Here is a 15,143-nt window from a genome sequence, read left to right as displayed (position 1 = left end):
ACAACCAGTACCGGGTCAAGAAACCCGACGAACCGGCCAGCATCCGCCACGACCGGCCACCGACCATCCACATCTACCGGGTCCAGCCACCGCCAAGATCAACTTAGGCTACGTGGCATTGGGGCATAGTCTCAAGGCCATCGTCTACCGGGGCGACGCCGCCCGACGCCGTCGCCAGCAAGATCAGCAACCGGCGACGCGGCACCGCGTAAGCGCCACCGCCGAGCAGAGCGGGATGGTCACCGAGTCAGGTTGGCTCGCGATGGCTGCGGCGTGATCCCTCGTCGACTGGCGACCACCGGCCGCATGCGTCGTCGCGTCATCACACCTCGGTCACAGGCGGCGACACCAGCGGCGTCAGCGGTCCGCCGACGCGAATGGTGGGACCGAGTGGGGAGCCGACACGACTCCCAGATGCCACATACGGCTACTCCGGGACGAACGGCTATGGACGGAGGCCCCTGACGCCGTAGCTGTTCCACCATTCGGGCTGGTGCGTTGCCAGGGTTCCGGCGGTGCGGGTGAGTAGGAGCCAGTTGCCGTTCAGGACCAGCGCGGCGTCCTCAGGCCGGCCGGCGAGCACCCGGGCCACGGCCGCGACCATGTCAGGTGCCGCCCTGCCGGCGGGGTCGTCCTTGGGCATGTGGAAGACGATGTTGACGTAGGTGCCGGGTTCCCATTCCCATTGGGAGCCGTCGTCGTTCTCGGCGTCGAAGTAGCCGTTACTGCCGCCGTAGACGCTGACTGAGTACCCGGAGGTGTGTGTGAGGTCCGCGCCGAGCAGCCGAGGGTAGCCCGGCAAGGCCGACTCCTCGACGCCGTCCGGGGCGGCGAGTGCGGCCACCTGCTCCAGCGGGATGTCCCCCGCCAGCGTCAATCGGTACTCGATAGCCACGCGTTGCCTGCCTTCTCAGTCTCGCCGGACGATTTGAATGATGTCACCGTTGCGGGTCACCGCCGTGAGTTCCTTGAGGTGGCCGATCGGCCAGTCGTTGAACTGCTTCTGCAGGGCACCGAGGTCACCGCGCCAGTCCTGCAGGTTCAGCACCACCCGTTGGGTCTGCTGACTGTTCACCTTCTCCGACACTTCCGTCCACACGCCTCGCACGGCCTTGGCGGGTGTCGGTGAGTAGCAGTCGAAAACGTGACCCTCGATCAGATAGTCCGGTTCCTTGTCCGGCTTCCCGATGTCGCCGGTGTTCTGACGCGCTGCGGCGATCTCCGGTCTTGTCGGGTTCTGGTGGACCCGGTAGCCCTTGCCGGCGACTGTGTCGGCGCAGGCGTTCTCCAACTCCAGTGCACGCTGCACCCGTGCGTCTTCCCGTGGCGGAATCCGCGTCCGCGGGCCGCTCGGCCTTCCGCCGAGGACACCGGTGGGCTGCCGGCTCCACGGGAGCAGGTTGTGCTCATCGGAATCGCGACCAGCATGCAGGGGAGCAGGGTTGGTTGACTCTCCGGCGATAGACGTGTTCGGGCTGGCCGGTTCGTGACCGCCAGCCCCGCTCAGTTTCCCGAGGAACCGAGCTGACGCGCTTCGGCGACCGCGGCTTCAACATACTGCCGCGCGGTGCCGGTGCGCTGAACCACCAGCACCAAGACCTGCTTGATGCTCTCCAATGCCTGCAACAGCGGCCCAGGCTGCCCACCCTGCAATACCGTGGTGACGAGTTGCTGCGCCTCACCGACCTGCTTGATGGTCCCGGCCGCCGCATCGCGGGCACTGTCAACCGCAGCCTGAACAGGCGCCAACCCGGAGATCGTTTCCTGCGGAGTGGCTTCGCGCGGAACTGCCGCGGTCGCTTTCGTCGCCTCGCCAATCGCACCGGAAAGGCTACCCAGACCGCCCTGGATCGCGGTGACGGCGCAACGGACCCGGGTCAAACCCGCCGCCACAGCGGCGAAGCCAGACCTTGCAGCCCCGTACGGCCACTTCCTGAGTCTGCCGGTCGGCAGCGGCCGCCAGCCCCTGCGCGCGCTCGACACCCGTCAGCAGGGCACGCAGCTCACCAGTGATCTTGTCAACGTGCGACATCCGACCGCCTATCGATCGAAGCTAGCAAAGGTGCTCGACCGCGAAGGTACACCGCTGTCCCTCGCGGTCGCCGCGCAGCTTGTCAGCTCAGGAACGCCCGCGCCGGGAGGCGTTGTCACGTCTATCCGCTGCCGCGCCCGGCGGCGGGTGCGGACGGGCGGATATCAGCGCTGGTGATCGTCGCCTGGCCGGTAGGCTGTGGGCCGTGAGCAGTTCTGCGGTTCGTGTCCGTTTCGCCCCCTCGCCGACTGGGATGTTCCACGTCGGCAATGCCCGTTCGTTGCTGTTCAACTGGGTGTTGGCCCGACAGTCGGGCGGGACGATGGTTCTGCGGATCGAGGACACGGACGCGGCCCGCAACCGGCCCGAATGGGTGCAGGGCATCATCGACGCGATGGCGTGGCTGGGCGTCGGCCCAGAGGACTACGAAGGCCCGCTGTTCCAGTCCGACTACGTGCAGCATCACCGTGAGGCCATCGACCGGCTCCTCGCCGCCGGGCTCGCCTACTACTGCGACTGCGCCCGGGATCAGGTCGTCGCCCGTACGGGCAGCGAGCATAAGGGTTACGACGGCTACTGCCGCGACCGTGGCCTGCCCACCGGGGACGGTTGCGCTCTGCGTTTCCGTACCCCCGACGAGGGCTCAACTGTGATCGTCGACCTGGTGCGCGGCAAGCCGACGTTCGAGAACGCCCTGATCGAGGACTTCGTCATCGCGCGTGGCGACGGCTCGCCGGTGTTCCTGCTGGCGAACGTGGTCGACGACATGGTCATGGGCATCACCCATGTGATCCGGGCCGAGGAGCACCTGCCCAACGCGCCGAAGCAGCAACTGCTGTGGGAGACGCTCGGGGCGGAGCCGCCGGTATGGGTGCACGCGCCGATCTTGGTCAACGAGAAGCGGCAGAAGCTGTCCAAGCGCCGCGACCGGGTCGCCCTGGAAGACTTCCGCGCCGAGGGCTACCTAGCCGAGGCGATGCGCAACTACCTGATGCTGCTCGGCTGGGCACCCTCCGGCGACCGCGAGATCCTGCCCTGGGACGACATCGTGGCGGAGTTCCGGCTGGAAGACGTCAACCCCTCACCGGCGTTCTTCGACGTCAAGAAGCTCCGCGCCTTCAACGGCGACTACATCCGCGCGCTGCCGGTCGAGGAGTTCGTCGAAGCGTGCCAGCCATGGTTGACCGGTGAGACCGCGCCGTGGCGACCGGAGGCGTACGACACCAAGACGTTCGCAGCTGTCGCCGAGTTGGCGCAGACCCGGATCGCAGTGCTCTCCGAGATCGTGCCGATGGTCGACTTCCTTTTCTTCGACGAGCCGGCCACCGATGAGGCCGCGTGGGCGAAGGCCATGAAAGCCGACGCCCCAGCACTGCTGGCCGCCGTGGTCGATGCATACGAGACGTGCGAGTGGCAGGCCGAGGCGCTCAAGTCGACGCTGGAGGCGATCGGCGCCGAGCGAGGGCTCAAGCTCGGCAAAGCGCAGGCTCCGGTACGAGTTGCGGCGACCGGTCGCACTGTCGGGCTGCCGCTGTTCGAGTCGATCGAGACCCTCGGACGTGAGCGAACCCTGGCTCGCCTACGGGCCGCACTCGACCGCCTGAGCTGACCCCTATTGCGGCCGGCGGATCGATCCGCCGGTCAACTTGACGTTGGTCACCGGTGCCACCCGGCCTTCCGCTCCTGACTCGGAAGTAGACCCGACACCTCGGCCTTCGCGGAGCTGAGCGGTCAGCGACTAATGCTCTGCGCTTGCCGTTCCGGGCCGCACCGGACCAAGCCGTGCCCTCAAACCCTGTCCGCAGTCCCGGCCAGCACCGGCGGTAGCGAAATCGAAGGGTGGGGCGAGGTTGCCGAAGTTGGTGCCGAGCACCTCGTCGCTGAGCCGGAACACCTCGGGTGCCCAGGGGCCGATCTGGTTACCACTCGGAAGCCGGTCGGCCGCGAGGGTCGCGGTCAGCAGCCAGCCGCGCGGAGACGGAGCGACAATGAGACTCCCGTCTGCGGCACCGCTCGGGGCGGCAACCAGTCGGTCGCCGCTCCAACGGACTGCCGTCTCACGGAGGCTCGTCCCACCGCCGCGCGTGGCAGCGCCGAAGAGGCGTGCGGGACCGGGGAGCAACGTGGGAGCAGCCGGGTGCGCTGAACGGCCCTGAACCGTGTCGACGACGCGTGAAAAATGACCCCGTGTCGACGGGTGAAATCTGACCCCCTTCAGAGATCTTGTGACAAGACATGGAGGGTGATCAAAGTGGAGGACTGGGCGGAGATCCGCCGGCTCTACCTGGCCGAGCAGATGCCGATCAAGGCGATCGCGCGCAAGCTTGGGCTGTCGCGTAACACGGTCCGTAACGCGGTGCGGTCGGTGCAGCCGCCGAAGTACGTGCGGGCGTCGAGGGGTTCGATCGTTGACGTGGTCGAGCCGCGGATCCGGGCGTTGCTGAAGGAGTTTCCGGATATGCCGGCGACGGTGATCGCCGAGCGGATTGGCTGGTCGCGGTCGTTGACGGTACTCAAGGAGCGGGTGCGTGAACTGCGGGCGGTATACGCGCCGGTGGATCCGTCCTCGCGTACGACGTATGGGCCGGGTGAACGGGCCCAGTGTGATCTGTGGTTCCCGCCGGTGGCGGTGCCGTTGGGGTTCGGGCAGGTTGATTCCCCGCCGGTGTTGGTGATGGTGTCGGGTTACTCCCGCTGGCTGTGCGCGACGATGATCCCGACCAGGGCTGCGCAGGACCTGGTGTTGGGCCAGTGGCAGGTGTTGCGGCAGTTGGGTGGGGTGCCGCGGGAGTTGGTGTGGGACAACGAGTCCGGGGTGGGCCGTTACGGCGGTGGGCAGCCGAAGCTGACGGCGCAGTTCAGCGTGCTGCGGGGCATGGCCGGTACCAGGGTGCGGATCCTGCGCCCCCGGGATCCTGAGTCGAAGGGTCTCGTCGAGCGGGCCAATGGCTACCTGGAGACCTCGTTCCTGCCCGGGCGCCGGTTCGCCAGCATGGCCGACTTCGACGCGCAGTTGACCGACTGGATCGCCCGGGCCAACACCCGGCCGCGGCGGGCACTGGACGGGGCGAGGCCGTCTGACCGGATCGGCGCGGACCGGGACGCCATGACGGCCCTGCCCCCGGTCGACGCCGCGGTGCTCGGCTGGCGACACACGCTGCGACTCGGACGCGATCACTACGTCCGGTTGGACTCGTGTGACTACTCGGTGCACCCGAGCGCGGTGGGGCACCGCGTCGAGGTCACCGCCGATCTGCACACCGTGCGCATCGCCCGTTCCGGTGTTCTGGTCGGTGAGCACGAGCGGTGCTGGGCCCGGCAGCAGACCCTCACCGACCCCGCGCACCGCACAGCGGCCGAGGCGATGCGGCAGGCATATCAGGACCGGCCCCGTGGCCGCGTCGACGAACAGGTGGCCTGTCGGGACCTGACCGACTACGACCGCATCCTCGGCACCGACGAGCTGGCGGAGGTGGCCTGATGAACACCACGACGACCACATCTACCACGCGGGCGTTGACCGGTGCCCTGACCAGCGCGGCGTCTCTGCTGGCCGCCGCCGCGTTGGTCGAGGCCACCGCCACGGCAGGCGTGCTGGTGACCGTGTCCGGCACCGACATCGACATCCAGGTCCCCGCCCATACCGGTGGGCAACCAGCCCGGACGCAGGTGGTGGCTGCCTACGCCCGGGCGGTGTCGGCACCAGTACGCCGCCGTCGAGGCGGCGCCAACACCTGGATCGAAGCCCACGGCACCATCGCCGGCCACCCTGTCCACATCTGGACCGTCGCCGACCAGGTTGCCGAACAGGTGGTGGCCTGATGCCCACCAAGACCACCACCGCTGGCGCGGCGCACACCGGCCGGGACACCACCGCCGAGATCGCCTACCTGACCCGCGCGTTGAAGGCACCCACCCTGCGCGATGCCGTCACCCGACTTGCCGACCGCGCCCGCGCCGAGAACTGGACCCATGAGGAATTCCTGGCCGCCTGCCTGCAACGCGAGGTCGCCGCCCGCGAGTCCCACGGCGGTGAGGGCCGCATCCGCGCCGCCCGCTTCCCCGCCCGCAAAAGCCTGGAAGAGTTCGACTACGACCACCAACGCTCACTCAAACGCGACCTCATCGCCCACCTGGGCACCCTCGACTTCGTCGCTGCCCGAGACAACGTCGTCTTCCTCGGCCCACCCGGCACCGGCAAAACCCACCTCGCTACCGGCCTCGGCATCCGCGCCTGCCAAGCCGGTCACCGCGTCGCGTTCGCCACCGCCGCCGAATGGGTCGCCCGACTCGCCCAAGCCCACCACACCGGCCGACTACAAGACGAGATCACCAAACTCGGTCGCATCCCGCTACTCATCGTCGACGAGGTCGGCTACATCCCATTCGAACCCGAAGCCGCCAACCTGTTCTTCCAACTCGTCTCCGCCCGCTACGAACGAGCCAGCCTGATCGTCACCTCGAACAAGCCCTTCGGCCGCTGGGGCGAGGTCTTCGGCGACGACATCGTGGCCGCCGCCATGATCGACCGACTTGTCCACCACGCCGAAGTCATCTCTCTCAAGGGAGACAGCTACCGACTCAAAGACCGCGACCTCGGCCGCGTCCCCGCAGCAACCAAAGACGACCGATGACCAACCAGGGGGTCAGATTTCAGCCGCCGCTAGAGGGTCAATTTTCGCCCGTCGTTGACAAACCGCGCCCAACGGCGTCGAACGGCACTCAACTGCACCCCCCATGACCTCCGGTTTCTCGTTTCTGCAGGTCATAGTGGGCGCAGCGTCCCGCTTCACACCGAAGAGGTCACTGGTTCGATCCCAGTATCGCCCACGCAGCTCAGGCCACTTCCCAGCTCCGGGAGGTGGCCTTTCTGCTGCCCGTACAGCAGCGAAGTACAGCAGTTCGTCATCGTGTCAGGGATTCGCCGAGGCGTTTGAGGGCGTCCCGGGTCACCTTGGACGAGACCTGCATGTAGATCTCCATCGTCACGGAGAAGCGGGCGTGCCGGAGGATCTGCATGGCGACTCGCGGGTGGACGTCGAGGTCGGCCAGGAGGGTGGCGCAGGTCCGTCGCGCGTCGTGGACGGTGATCGGCTTCGTTGCGGCCTTTTAGCACCGGGTCTGCCAGGAGCGTTGAAAGTTGCGCGGCTCGATGGGCGTGCCATAGCGGGTGGTGAATACGAGTTTGGTCTCGTGCCACGCCTTGCCGGCGGCTGCGTTGAGAGCTGGTGCCACCACGGTGCCTGCGGGAACTTGCTCCTGCAACCGGTAAAGCCGCTGGAGCAGGGGCTCGAATGCCTCGCCGACCATCTGTCGACGAGCTGCCCATGATCCGTATCCATCGTGTGCTAGCCGGTAGCTGCGAAAGGATGTGAAGTCCTGCCAGGGGACTTCGATCGCTAGCCGAGCTGGCGAGGTGGTGGAGATGCAGGCGACGGAGTTGACCCGGTGGACCATCCACGGCGAGCGGGTGGTGGACGACACCCGGCGTGCGCGGTTGAGCATTGCCGAGGTGGAGTTGCCGGACGGGGTGCGCTTTGAGCAGTACGTGATTCGGGCTCCCCGGTCGGCCATGGTCGCCGTACTGGACGATCGGGAGCGTCTGCTGTTGATGCGGCGGCACCGGTTCGTGTTCGACCGGTGGGTGTGGGAGCTGCCCGGCGGCTATGTCGACGACGAGCAGCCAGCGCAGTGTGCGGTGCGTGAGGTCGAGGAGGAGACCGGCTGGCGGCCTCAGGCGGTGGAGCCGTTGTTGTCCTTCCAACCGTGGGTCGGCACTGCGGACGCCGAGAACCTTCTTTACCTGGCCCGGCAGGCTGAGCACATCGGCGCGCCCGTGGACGTGAACGAGGCGGAGCAGGTCGCGTGGATTCCGCTCGACGAGGCGTACGAGCTGGTGTCTCGGGGTGAGATCGTCGGTGCCGGCACGGTGATCGCGGTGCTTGAGTTGGTCGCGCGTAAGGCCCGGGGAGAGCTGTAAGGTCAGCGTCGTGGGCCGAGGGTGGCGTCGATGCGGCCGGTGAAGTGCCGCACGGCGGGGGCCCCGATCCGGCTCTGACTCGCCCCCGTGAGGCGGGTGATCCAGCGGAGCAGGCCGCCGATGTCGCGGGCGGCCAGGGCGGTCAGCACCTCGCCGTGCGACCACGAATCCTCCGGTATTCGCAGCGGATCGAGCAGCACGCCAGCTCCCAGCGTCGCGTTCCGACTAATCAAGGGTCAACGGCGGGTGACGTTGAGGGTACGGTCGATGGGGTAGCAGCTGGGCAGGTTCGCCTGGCATCTCGAGCTTGGAGCGGCGCTATGGCCACGGCCGTCGATCCGCGCTTCGGTGTAGCGCTGCGTGAGTTTCGGGAGCGGCGTGCTCTGTCGCTTCGATCCCTCGGGCAGCTCGCGTATCGGAGTAAGAGCCATCTGCACGAGTTGGAGACAGGGCTGAAGGCTCCGACAGCGGACACAGCGCGCCATTTGGACCAGATTCTCGACGCGGGAGGCGTGCTTGCTGGCCTGGTGGATGCGCCGGTCGACCACGCCGCCGAGGCCGGCGAGCTGCTTGCGAGAGTCGCCGCCAGTGACGTGAGTAGAGAAGTGCTCGACCGGATCGAGCAGGGCGTTGACGACCTTGCCAGTTCCTATCCGACGATGGCTCCGGCGGATCTTCTACCGTTGGCACGGCGGCACCTCGCCTATGTAGGGCGGCTGCTGGATGGACGGGTCACTCTTGCCCAACGGCGTCGGTTGTTGGTTGCCGGCGGCTGGATGGCGGTTTTGCGGGCGACCGTCCACATCGACCTGCGGCAGCGGACTGCTGCGGCTGCTCACATGCGAGCTGCTCGTGACCTTGCCGAACATGCCGAGCACGCCGAGATCCAGGCATGGTGTCTCGAAACCCGGGCCTGGGACGTGTTGACTCAAGGTGACTACCGGACGGCACTCGACCTTTCCGATCAAGCCCAGCGAGTCGCCCCGAAAGGTAGCTCCGCCCACATCCAGGCGACCGCTCAGCAGGCTCGTGCGTGGGCGCGGATCGGGGACGTCGGTGCGACCCGGCGGGCGTTGGACCGGGTTGAACGGCTGACGGCGAATCTGCCTGTTCCCGAGCGAGCCGAGCACCACTATCGCTACGACCCGGCGAAGGCCGCCGCCTATACGGCCACGACGCTGGCATGGGCGGGTGACCCTGCTGCCGAGCAGGTAGCGCGGGCGGTGTTGACGGATCTGGATCCGCAGGGCGATGGGGGAGCGCGGCCCCGCCGGTCTGCGTCGGCTCGCCTCGACCTTGGTCTTGCCCTGGTCGCTGCCGGTCAGCCAGATGAGGCGGTGGCACTGGGGGCGCAGGCGGTGGCGTCCGGGCGGGTGGTGCCGTCGAACTGGTGGCGGGCTGCGGAGTTGCTGGCGAAGGTGGAGCAGTCGGGGGCACCAGAGTCCGCGACACTGCGTGACCTGTGTCTCGAGTACGCGCCGGGACGCCGACCACCAGCGGACAACACACCTGGTTAGCGGACAGTCACCTTCTGGATCGACAATACGCACGGCGTGAGGCTTGACCTCTACATCGGGCGCGGATCGAGGCACATCAGCAGATTGCCCCCCGTGCCCTCAGGAGGGAGGGCCAGACAGATGGCGGTGGCTATTGGACTCCTGCGGCGAATAGTTAGCCGGTAGTTCCCGTCACCACCGGCGGTATCGGGGTTCGGCCAGCGCATCCAGACGATGGAGCAGGACGCCGCCCGGCGGCGGCTGTTGGACCAGGCGCGAGGCGTACAACAGCATTCGGCGGCGGGCAAGGATGCGTCGATGTCGCGGGAGCGGCGCGTCTCGTACGATGAGTACCTGTCGGCCACCGCGTTGACGTTCGCCCGACGGCATCGGCCCGTGTGGTCGTGGCAACTGTGGCGGCGTGTCTGCCGGTGCGGAGCCGACCTGCCGTGCCGTGCTCGGCACCGGATCCACGGCGACTGACATACGAACCCGGCCGTCGCCGTCGTCGATGGATCGGAGGTCGCGGACAAAGACGCACCCGCCGGGACGAGCTCGTCTCGGCCCGCGCTGATCGGCGGCTAGGTGAGGTGGCCAGCGGTGCGGCTCTGCCGCAGCAGGGTGAGCAGGCCGTGGCCGTCCTCGATGCGGGCGTCCGGTTGCAGGTCGGGTTGGGCGGCTTCGCTGTCGGTGCGTGGTGAGCGCATCAGGATCGCGGCACCGGCACCGGCCCGTCGGGCGCAGGCCACGTCGCGGTGCACGCTGTCGCCGACGAACCAGCAGTGTCTGATCGGTACGCCGACGGCCTCGGCGGCCACCATGGCCAGCCGGGGGTTGGGCTTGCGGAGGCCCGCTTCGTCGCTGTAGTGCTCGGCGACGAACAGGTTGGACAGTCCGGCGGTGGCGAGGAAGTCCCGATGCGCTGCCCCGCAGAGCGCGTTGCTGACCACCGCCATCGGCAGACCCGCATCCGCCGCGGCTCGTAACGCTGCTGGGATGCCGGGACGGACCTGCCAGTCCGGTCGCCAGGTCCAGGCGTACGCCAGGGGGGTCGCCGCTTCCTCGACCGCCTTACGGGCCTGCGCCGGCCAGGAGTGGGTCACGAAGTCCGCCCACACCCGGGTGTGTGGCAGTTCGACCGGTTCGTCGGAGCGGCCGATGTCGTCGCGCCACCGGGCGTATGCCCGGCCACCTTCGGTGAGGTCGGCGGCGATCTGCTCGACCGACATGGTGTCTCCCACCAGGTCGGACAGTCGGCGCACCAGATCCGGGGGTGCCGGCGGCTGTCGTGGCGCGTCGGCCAGGACGCCGCCGAAATCCAACAGGAGGGCGTGCGGCGTCGGCAGCATGTCCTCATCTTCGCGCATGGCGGCTGTCAGTTCCACAGGCGTGACGACGTCGCCGCGCTTCGCGTGGTGAACGAGGCGTGTCGGGACACCGAAGGTCCATGGCGCACCTCCACTGTGCGGGGGTGCATGAATTGAGGGTTTCCTATTAGTTACGCCGTTTTCCGTGCGTTGCACCGGAGTAACTGTGGAGTTGGTGTCGACGATGGCGGCGCCTGTGAACTCCGCCATGTTGACAAATGTTGGCCGGAATGGATTTTCGGTGCTCGTGGGCCTGGCCGCCCGTGATTGACCTGGCTATCCGGAAGATGGTCATGGGAGCGCTCCCGCTATGGCTGATCTGTGTGGTCGGGGCACATCTCGAACGGTAGTGACAGCGAAATTTCCCAGTAACCCGCGTTCCTGACGGAGTCGCTACTTTCGGTGCTGGCCGGTGGGAGCCGGGAAAACGATCTCGGAATGAGGGAGCATGCGCAGAAAGATGATCCGGCGATTAGTCGCCGGGGTCGCCGTAGGGGTGGTGCTGGCACCGCTCGCCCCGTTGTCCGCCTCGGCGTCGCGGACCGACGACGTGCAGTGGATGCCGTGTGAGCAGGAGGCCAGCGTCCTGTGCGGCACCCTTGAGGTGCCGGTCGACTGGGCCGATCCGGGCGGGCCGACGATCGGGTTGGCGCTGGCCAAACGGCCGGCGACGGGATCGGTGGAGCGCCGTGGATCGCTCATCGTAAATCCGGGTGGTCCGGGCGGTTCCGGCGTCGACTCGGTGCTGCGGACCGACTACGGCGACGAACTGCATCGGCATTTCGACATCGTCGGTTTCGACCCGCGTGGCGTTCGGCGCAGTTCGCCGATCATGTGTTCGCTGGACAGGATCGCGGCATTGCCGTCCGGGCATATCAAGACGGCGAGCAACTTCGCTCAGATGGTAGCGGCGAGTCGGGCACTGGCCGACGATTGTCGAGCGCATACCGGGCCGTTGTTCGACCATGTGGATACGCTTCAGGTCGTCCAGGACATCGACGCGATCAGGGCTGCGGTCGGTGACGAGAAGCTCAATTTTCTCGGCATGTCGTACGGCACGCTGATGGCACAACAGTACGCGGAGATGTTCCCCGACCGGGTACGCGCCGTCGTGGCCGACAGCGTGATGGATCACAGCCAGGACGCCCGTGGTTTCGCCGTCACCCAGGCGGCCACCGGGCAGGACTCGTTCGACGAGTTCGTGGCCGGCTGCTCCCGGCTGCCGCAGTGCGCCCTCTACGGCCGTGACATCCGTCAGTTCTGGCACCGGCTGCTCGACCGGGCGATCCGGGGCGAGTTACCGGATCCGGACGACCTCAGCTACCGGATCACCCAGCGGGATCTGGTCACCTTCGTGATGAACAACTTGAACTACGAGCCGTACTGGCTCTACATCGCCGAGGTGTTGGAGCAGGTCGACGCGGGACGGCCGTCGGGGGCAGCTGCCGCCGAAGAGACCGTGGCCGAACAGCCTGCGCTAGTCGTTCCCTTCGCCTACCAGGCGGTCCTGTGCCAGGACTGGAACCTGGCCGTGAACGACTTCACCGCCTGGCGGTCGATCCAGGACGACGCCCAGCAGGTCGCGCCGGACCTGCCACACCCGCCCCGGGCGTCGGTGGGCGCGTTGTGCCTGGGCTGGCCGACCCCGGCGAACAATCCGCAGCAGCGAATCGACCCGACGAACGAGACGAAGCTGCTGTTCACCAACTCGCTGCACGATCCGGCGACCGGTTACAACTGGGCGCTCGGTGCCGCCGACCAGTTCGGTGACCACGCCGCACTGCTCACCTACGAGGGGTGGGGGCACATAGTGTTCGGGCGTGTCGACTGCGCGGACGAGGCGGTCGAGGCGTACCTGATCGACCAGATCGTGCCGGCCGACGGCACCCGGTGCGCTGCGGCACCGCCGCCCGGTACCACGTCAGCCCGTGGCCGCAGGCCGGCCCAGGATCCCGGCCCCACCGCGCCACCGGTGCCGCTACGCGGCGAACCGGGGCTGCCCACCTGGCTGTTCTGACCCGTCGGGACCACGGTGGCCGGCCCGCCGAGACGAGCCGGCCACCTCCGGTGGACGCAGCCCGGTCACCGGAGTTCGTGGACGGTGACGGACCAGCGGCGTAGCGAGCCGGACCAGCCCCTCACCCGCGCGGGGCGGCGTCGTGGGCGGCCATGGTGTCCTGGCGGTCGGGCTCCTCGCGCAGGATGGCGGCGTGCAGCCAGCTGTCCGGGATGGCGAAGCCGTCCACGAGCGTACGCATCTGTGGCCGTAACTCCTTGAGCAGGCCGTTCACCACAGCAGTGATCGCCTTCGAGCGGGCCGGCGTGATTCGGCCGTGCTCCAGCAGCCACCCCTTGTGGGACTCGATGACGCTGAGGGCGTACAGGTCGCAGACACGGGAGAGCAGCGCCCGTACCACCGGGTCGGTGGCGTCCTCGATGCCGGCGACGAACGCCTCGAGGGTCACCCGGTCGATGTGTGCGGCGGCGGCGGTGAGGACGTGGTCCTGGACGTCGTTGAAGATGTCGAAAGGACGGTCCTGCTTGCTCGACGCGCCGTTGCGCAGACGGCGGATCGCCCCTTCGAGCAGGTGCTTCTCCCGGTCGTCGAAAATCTTGAGCTGCCAACCCCGGTCGGTGACTGCCACCTCCTCGTCGCGGCCGGGCACGGCACTGATCAGCTGCTGGATCAGCGACCGTGCCGCGGTGCGTTCGAGGACCATCTCCCGGACCTGTTCGGCGACGAAGGAGGCGCGGCCCCAGCCGTCGAGCGAGCCGAACTCGTCCCGGTACCCGGTGAGCAGGCCCTTGGCGACCAGTTGCAGTAGGACCGTGTTGTCGCCCTCGAAGGTGGTGAAGACGTCGGTGTCGGCCCGCAGCCCCGGCAACCGGTTCTCGGCCAGGTAACCGGCACCACCGCACGCCTCGCGGCACAGCTGGATGGTGCGGGCGGCGTGCCACGTCTGCGCGGCCTTGAGCCCGGCGGCGCGGGACTCCAACTCCCGCTGCCGGTGCTCGTCGACCGGGCCGTCGCCGCCCTGCACCTCGTGCAGCGCGGCGACCAGTTCGGCCTGGGCGAAGTGCAGTGCGTACGTGGTCGCCAGGGCGGGTAGCAGTTTGCGCTGGTGCGCCAGGTAGTCGTTGAGCAGCACCTCCCGCTCGGCGTCAGGGGTGCTGAACTGGCGGCGGATGTCGCCGTATCGGACCGCGATGGTCAACGCCGACTTGGTGGCCGCCGACGCGGCACCGCCCACACTGACCCGGCCCCGGACCAGGGTGCCGAGCATGGTGAAGAAGCGCCGGGAGTCGTCCTCGATCGGGCTGGAGTAGGTGCCGTCCGCTGCCACCTGACCGTACCGGTCCAGCAGCATGTCCCGGGGCACCGTGACGTGGTCGAAGCTGAGTCGCCCGTTGTCCACGCCGAGCAGGCCGGCCTTGGGCCCGGCGTCGCCGACGCGCACACCGGGCAGCGGGTTGCCCTGTGCGTCGCGGATCGGCACCAGCCAGGCGTGTACGCCGTGCTGGCGCCCGTCGGTGACCAACTGCGCGAAGACCACCGCCATCCGACCGTCCCGGGCCGCGTTGCCGATGTAGTCCTTACGGGCCGCCTCGTGCGGGGTGTGCAGGTCGAAGGTCTGCGTCTGCGGGTCGTAGGTGCAGGTGGTGCGCAGCTGCTGGACGTCGGAGCCGTGTCCGGTCTCGGTCATCGCGAAGCAGCCGAGGATCCGGCCGGAGATGATGTCCCGAAGGTAGGCGTCGTGATGGCGTCGGGTGCCCAGGGCTGCGACCGCGCCACCGAACAGGCCCCACTGTACGCCGGCCTTGACCATCAGCGACAGGTCGACCTGGGCCAGCATCTCGGTGGCGATGATCGAGCCACCGACGTCGGACGCGCCGCCGTACTGGGTGGGAAACGCCGACGCGATCCCCAGCTTGACGGGCAGCTCGCCGAGTAGCCGGGTGATCCGCTCGCGTGCCTGGTCGCCGGTCTCGCCGTACACCGGGAGGAAGCGCTCGTCGAGGTGCCGGCGGTGCGCGTTGCGAACCTCGGCCCACGGCCCGTCGAGTACTTCCTGGAGGTGGGCGAGGTCGACGGGGCCGGGTGCTGAACTGGTCATGGGTACCTCGCAGGACGCTGGTTGGATACAGCTCGTACCCGGCCAAGGTTACCGAGCCGTAACAGAGATCCGGCGTCCAACGAGCAGGTGAAGCGGGACACCATCGCCGTCTGACCTGATCCGAGGTGCACCGGCGGGGAAAATGGTGCTCTC

Annotated in this window: 13 protein-coding genes and 2 pseudogenes; 8 read left to right on the top strand and 7 right to left on the bottom strand. The window is 68.1% G+C overall.

Annotated features, from left to right (window positions below; all coding sequences use genetic code 11):
- Nucleotides 1-112 precede the first annotated feature (112 nt).
- A complete protein-coding gene (locus HCA58_RS11030; RefSeq protein ID WP_169597676.1) occupies nucleotides 113-277 on the top strand; it encodes a hypothetical protein in 165 nt (54 codons plus the stop codon).
- Nucleotides 278-445: 168 nt separating this feature from the next.
- Here HCA58_RS11030 and HCA58_RS11025 read toward each other — a convergent pair whose 3' ends face one another.
- The 3 genes and pseudogenes from HCA58_RS11025 to HCA58_RS11015 form a co-directional block, all read right to left on the bottom strand.
- Nucleotides 446-895 carry a SitI3 family protein gene (locus tag HCA58_RS11025; protein WP_169597675.1) on the bottom strand — a complete coding sequence of 150 codons (450 nt, stop codon included), beginning with the start codon at nucleotides 893-895 and terminating at the stop codon, nucleotides 446-448.
- A gap of 15 nt (nucleotides 896-910) precedes the next feature.
- The gene (locus tag HCA58_RS11020; RefSeq protein ID WP_169597674.1) at nucleotides 911-1,309 is read right to left on the bottom strand and encodes a hypothetical protein; all 399 of its coding nucleotides are present in this window, start codon (nucleotides 1,307-1,309) and stop codon (nucleotides 911-913) included.
- A 194-nt stretch (nucleotides 1,310-1,503) separates the two neighbouring features.
- Nucleotides 1,504-2,032: pseudogene (locus tag HCA58_RS11015) on the bottom strand (DUF6244 family protein).
- Nucleotides 2,033-2,237: 205 nt separating this feature from the next.
- Here HCA58_RS11015 and gltX point away from each other — a divergent pair.
- From gltX to istB, 4 genes are all read left to right on the top strand, one after another.
- Nucleotides 2,238-3,641 (top strand): glutamate--tRNA ligase, encoded by a 1,404-nt coding sequence (gltX, locus tag HCA58_RS11010; protein ID WP_169597673.1) that lies wholly within the window; start codon nucleotides 2,238-2,240, stop codon nucleotides 3,639-3,641.
- Between the two features lie 633 nt (nucleotides 3,642-4,274).
- Nucleotides 4,275-5,513, top strand: a complete 1,239-nt coding sequence (gene istA, locus HCA58_RS11005) for an IS21 family transposase (RefSeq protein ID WP_169597672.1) — start codon at nucleotides 4,275-4,277, stop codon at nucleotides 5,511-5,513.
- Complete coding sequence (locus tag HCA58_RS11000; protein WP_169597671.1) at nucleotides 5,513-5,854, top strand: hypothetical protein; 342 nt, start codon at nucleotides 5,513-5,515, stop codon at nucleotides 5,852-5,854. Before istA ends, HCA58_RS11000 begins: the two co-directional genes overlap by 1 nt.
- Nucleotides 5,854-6,666, top strand: coding sequence for an IS21-like element helper ATPase IstB (istB, locus tag HCA58_RS10995; RefSeq protein ID WP_169597670.1), 813 nt, complete (start codon nucleotides 5,854-5,856; stop codon nucleotides 6,664-6,666). Before HCA58_RS11000 ends, istB begins: the two co-directional genes overlap by 1 nt.
- Nucleotides 6,667-6,937: 271 nt before the next feature.
- Here the strand turns inward: istB and HCA58_RS10990 are convergent.
- Nucleotides 6,938-7,249 (bottom strand): annotated as a pseudogene (locus HCA58_RS10990) (tyrosine-type recombinase/integrase); the annotation flags it as partial.
- 199 nt (nucleotides 7,250-7,448) lie between these two features.
- Here HCA58_RS10990 and HCA58_RS10985 point away from each other — a divergent pair.
- A complete protein-coding gene (locus tag HCA58_RS10985) occupies nucleotides 7,449-8,012 on the top strand; it encodes an NUDIX hydrolase (RefSeq protein ID WP_169597669.1) in 564 nt (187 codons plus the stop codon).
- A gap of 2 nt (nucleotides 8,013-8,014) precedes the next feature.
- Here the strand turns inward: HCA58_RS10985 and HCA58_RS10980 are convergent, their stop codons facing one another.
- Nucleotides 8,015-8,212, bottom strand: coding sequence for a hypothetical protein (locus tag HCA58_RS10980; RefSeq protein ID WP_346775955.1), 198 nt, complete (start codon nucleotides 8,210-8,212; stop codon nucleotides 8,015-8,017).
- Nucleotides 8,213-8,332: 120 nt separating this feature from the next.
- On the opposite strand from HCA58_RS10980, the gene HCA58_RS10975 reads away from it, so the two are divergent.
- Entirely contained in the window at nucleotides 8,333-9,529 is a 1,197-nt protein-coding gene (locus HCA58_RS10975; RefSeq protein ID WP_169597668.1) for a helix-turn-helix transcriptional regulator, read from the top strand.
- Between the two features lie 560 nt (nucleotides 9,530-10,089).
- Here HCA58_RS10975 and HCA58_RS10970 read toward each other — a convergent pair.
- Nucleotides 10,090-10,857: an HAD-IA family hydrolase gene (locus tag HCA58_RS10970; RefSeq protein ID WP_169597702.1), complete on the bottom strand. Its 768-nt coding sequence runs from the start codon at nucleotides 10,855-10,857 to the stop codon at nucleotides 10,090-10,092.
- A gap of 466 nt (nucleotides 10,858-11,323) precedes the next feature.
- On the opposite strand from HCA58_RS10970, the gene HCA58_RS10965 reads away from it, so the two are divergent.
- The gene (locus HCA58_RS10965; RefSeq protein WP_169597667.1) at nucleotides 11,324-12,892 is read left to right on the top strand and encodes an alpha/beta fold hydrolase; all 1,569 of its coding nucleotides are present in this window, start codon (nucleotides 11,324-11,326) and stop codon (nucleotides 12,890-12,892) included.
- 121 nt (nucleotides 12,893-13,013) lie between these two features.
- Here the strand turns inward: HCA58_RS10965 and HCA58_RS10960 are convergent, their stop codons facing one another.
- Nucleotides 13,014-14,990: an acyl-CoA dehydrogenase gene (locus HCA58_RS10960; RefSeq protein ID WP_169597666.1), complete on the bottom strand. Its 1,977-nt coding sequence runs from the start codon at nucleotides 14,988-14,990 to the stop codon at nucleotides 13,014-13,016.
- Nucleotides 14,991-15,143: the final 153 nt, after the last annotated feature.

This window comes from Micromonospora sp. HNM0581 (assembly GCF_012726175.1).
GTDB lineage: Bacteria > Actinomycetota > Actinomycetes > Mycobacteriales > Micromonosporaceae > Micromonospora.
The sequence above is the reverse complement of the archived record's forward strand: the minus strand, read 5'-3'. Positions and strand labels throughout refer to the sequence as shown.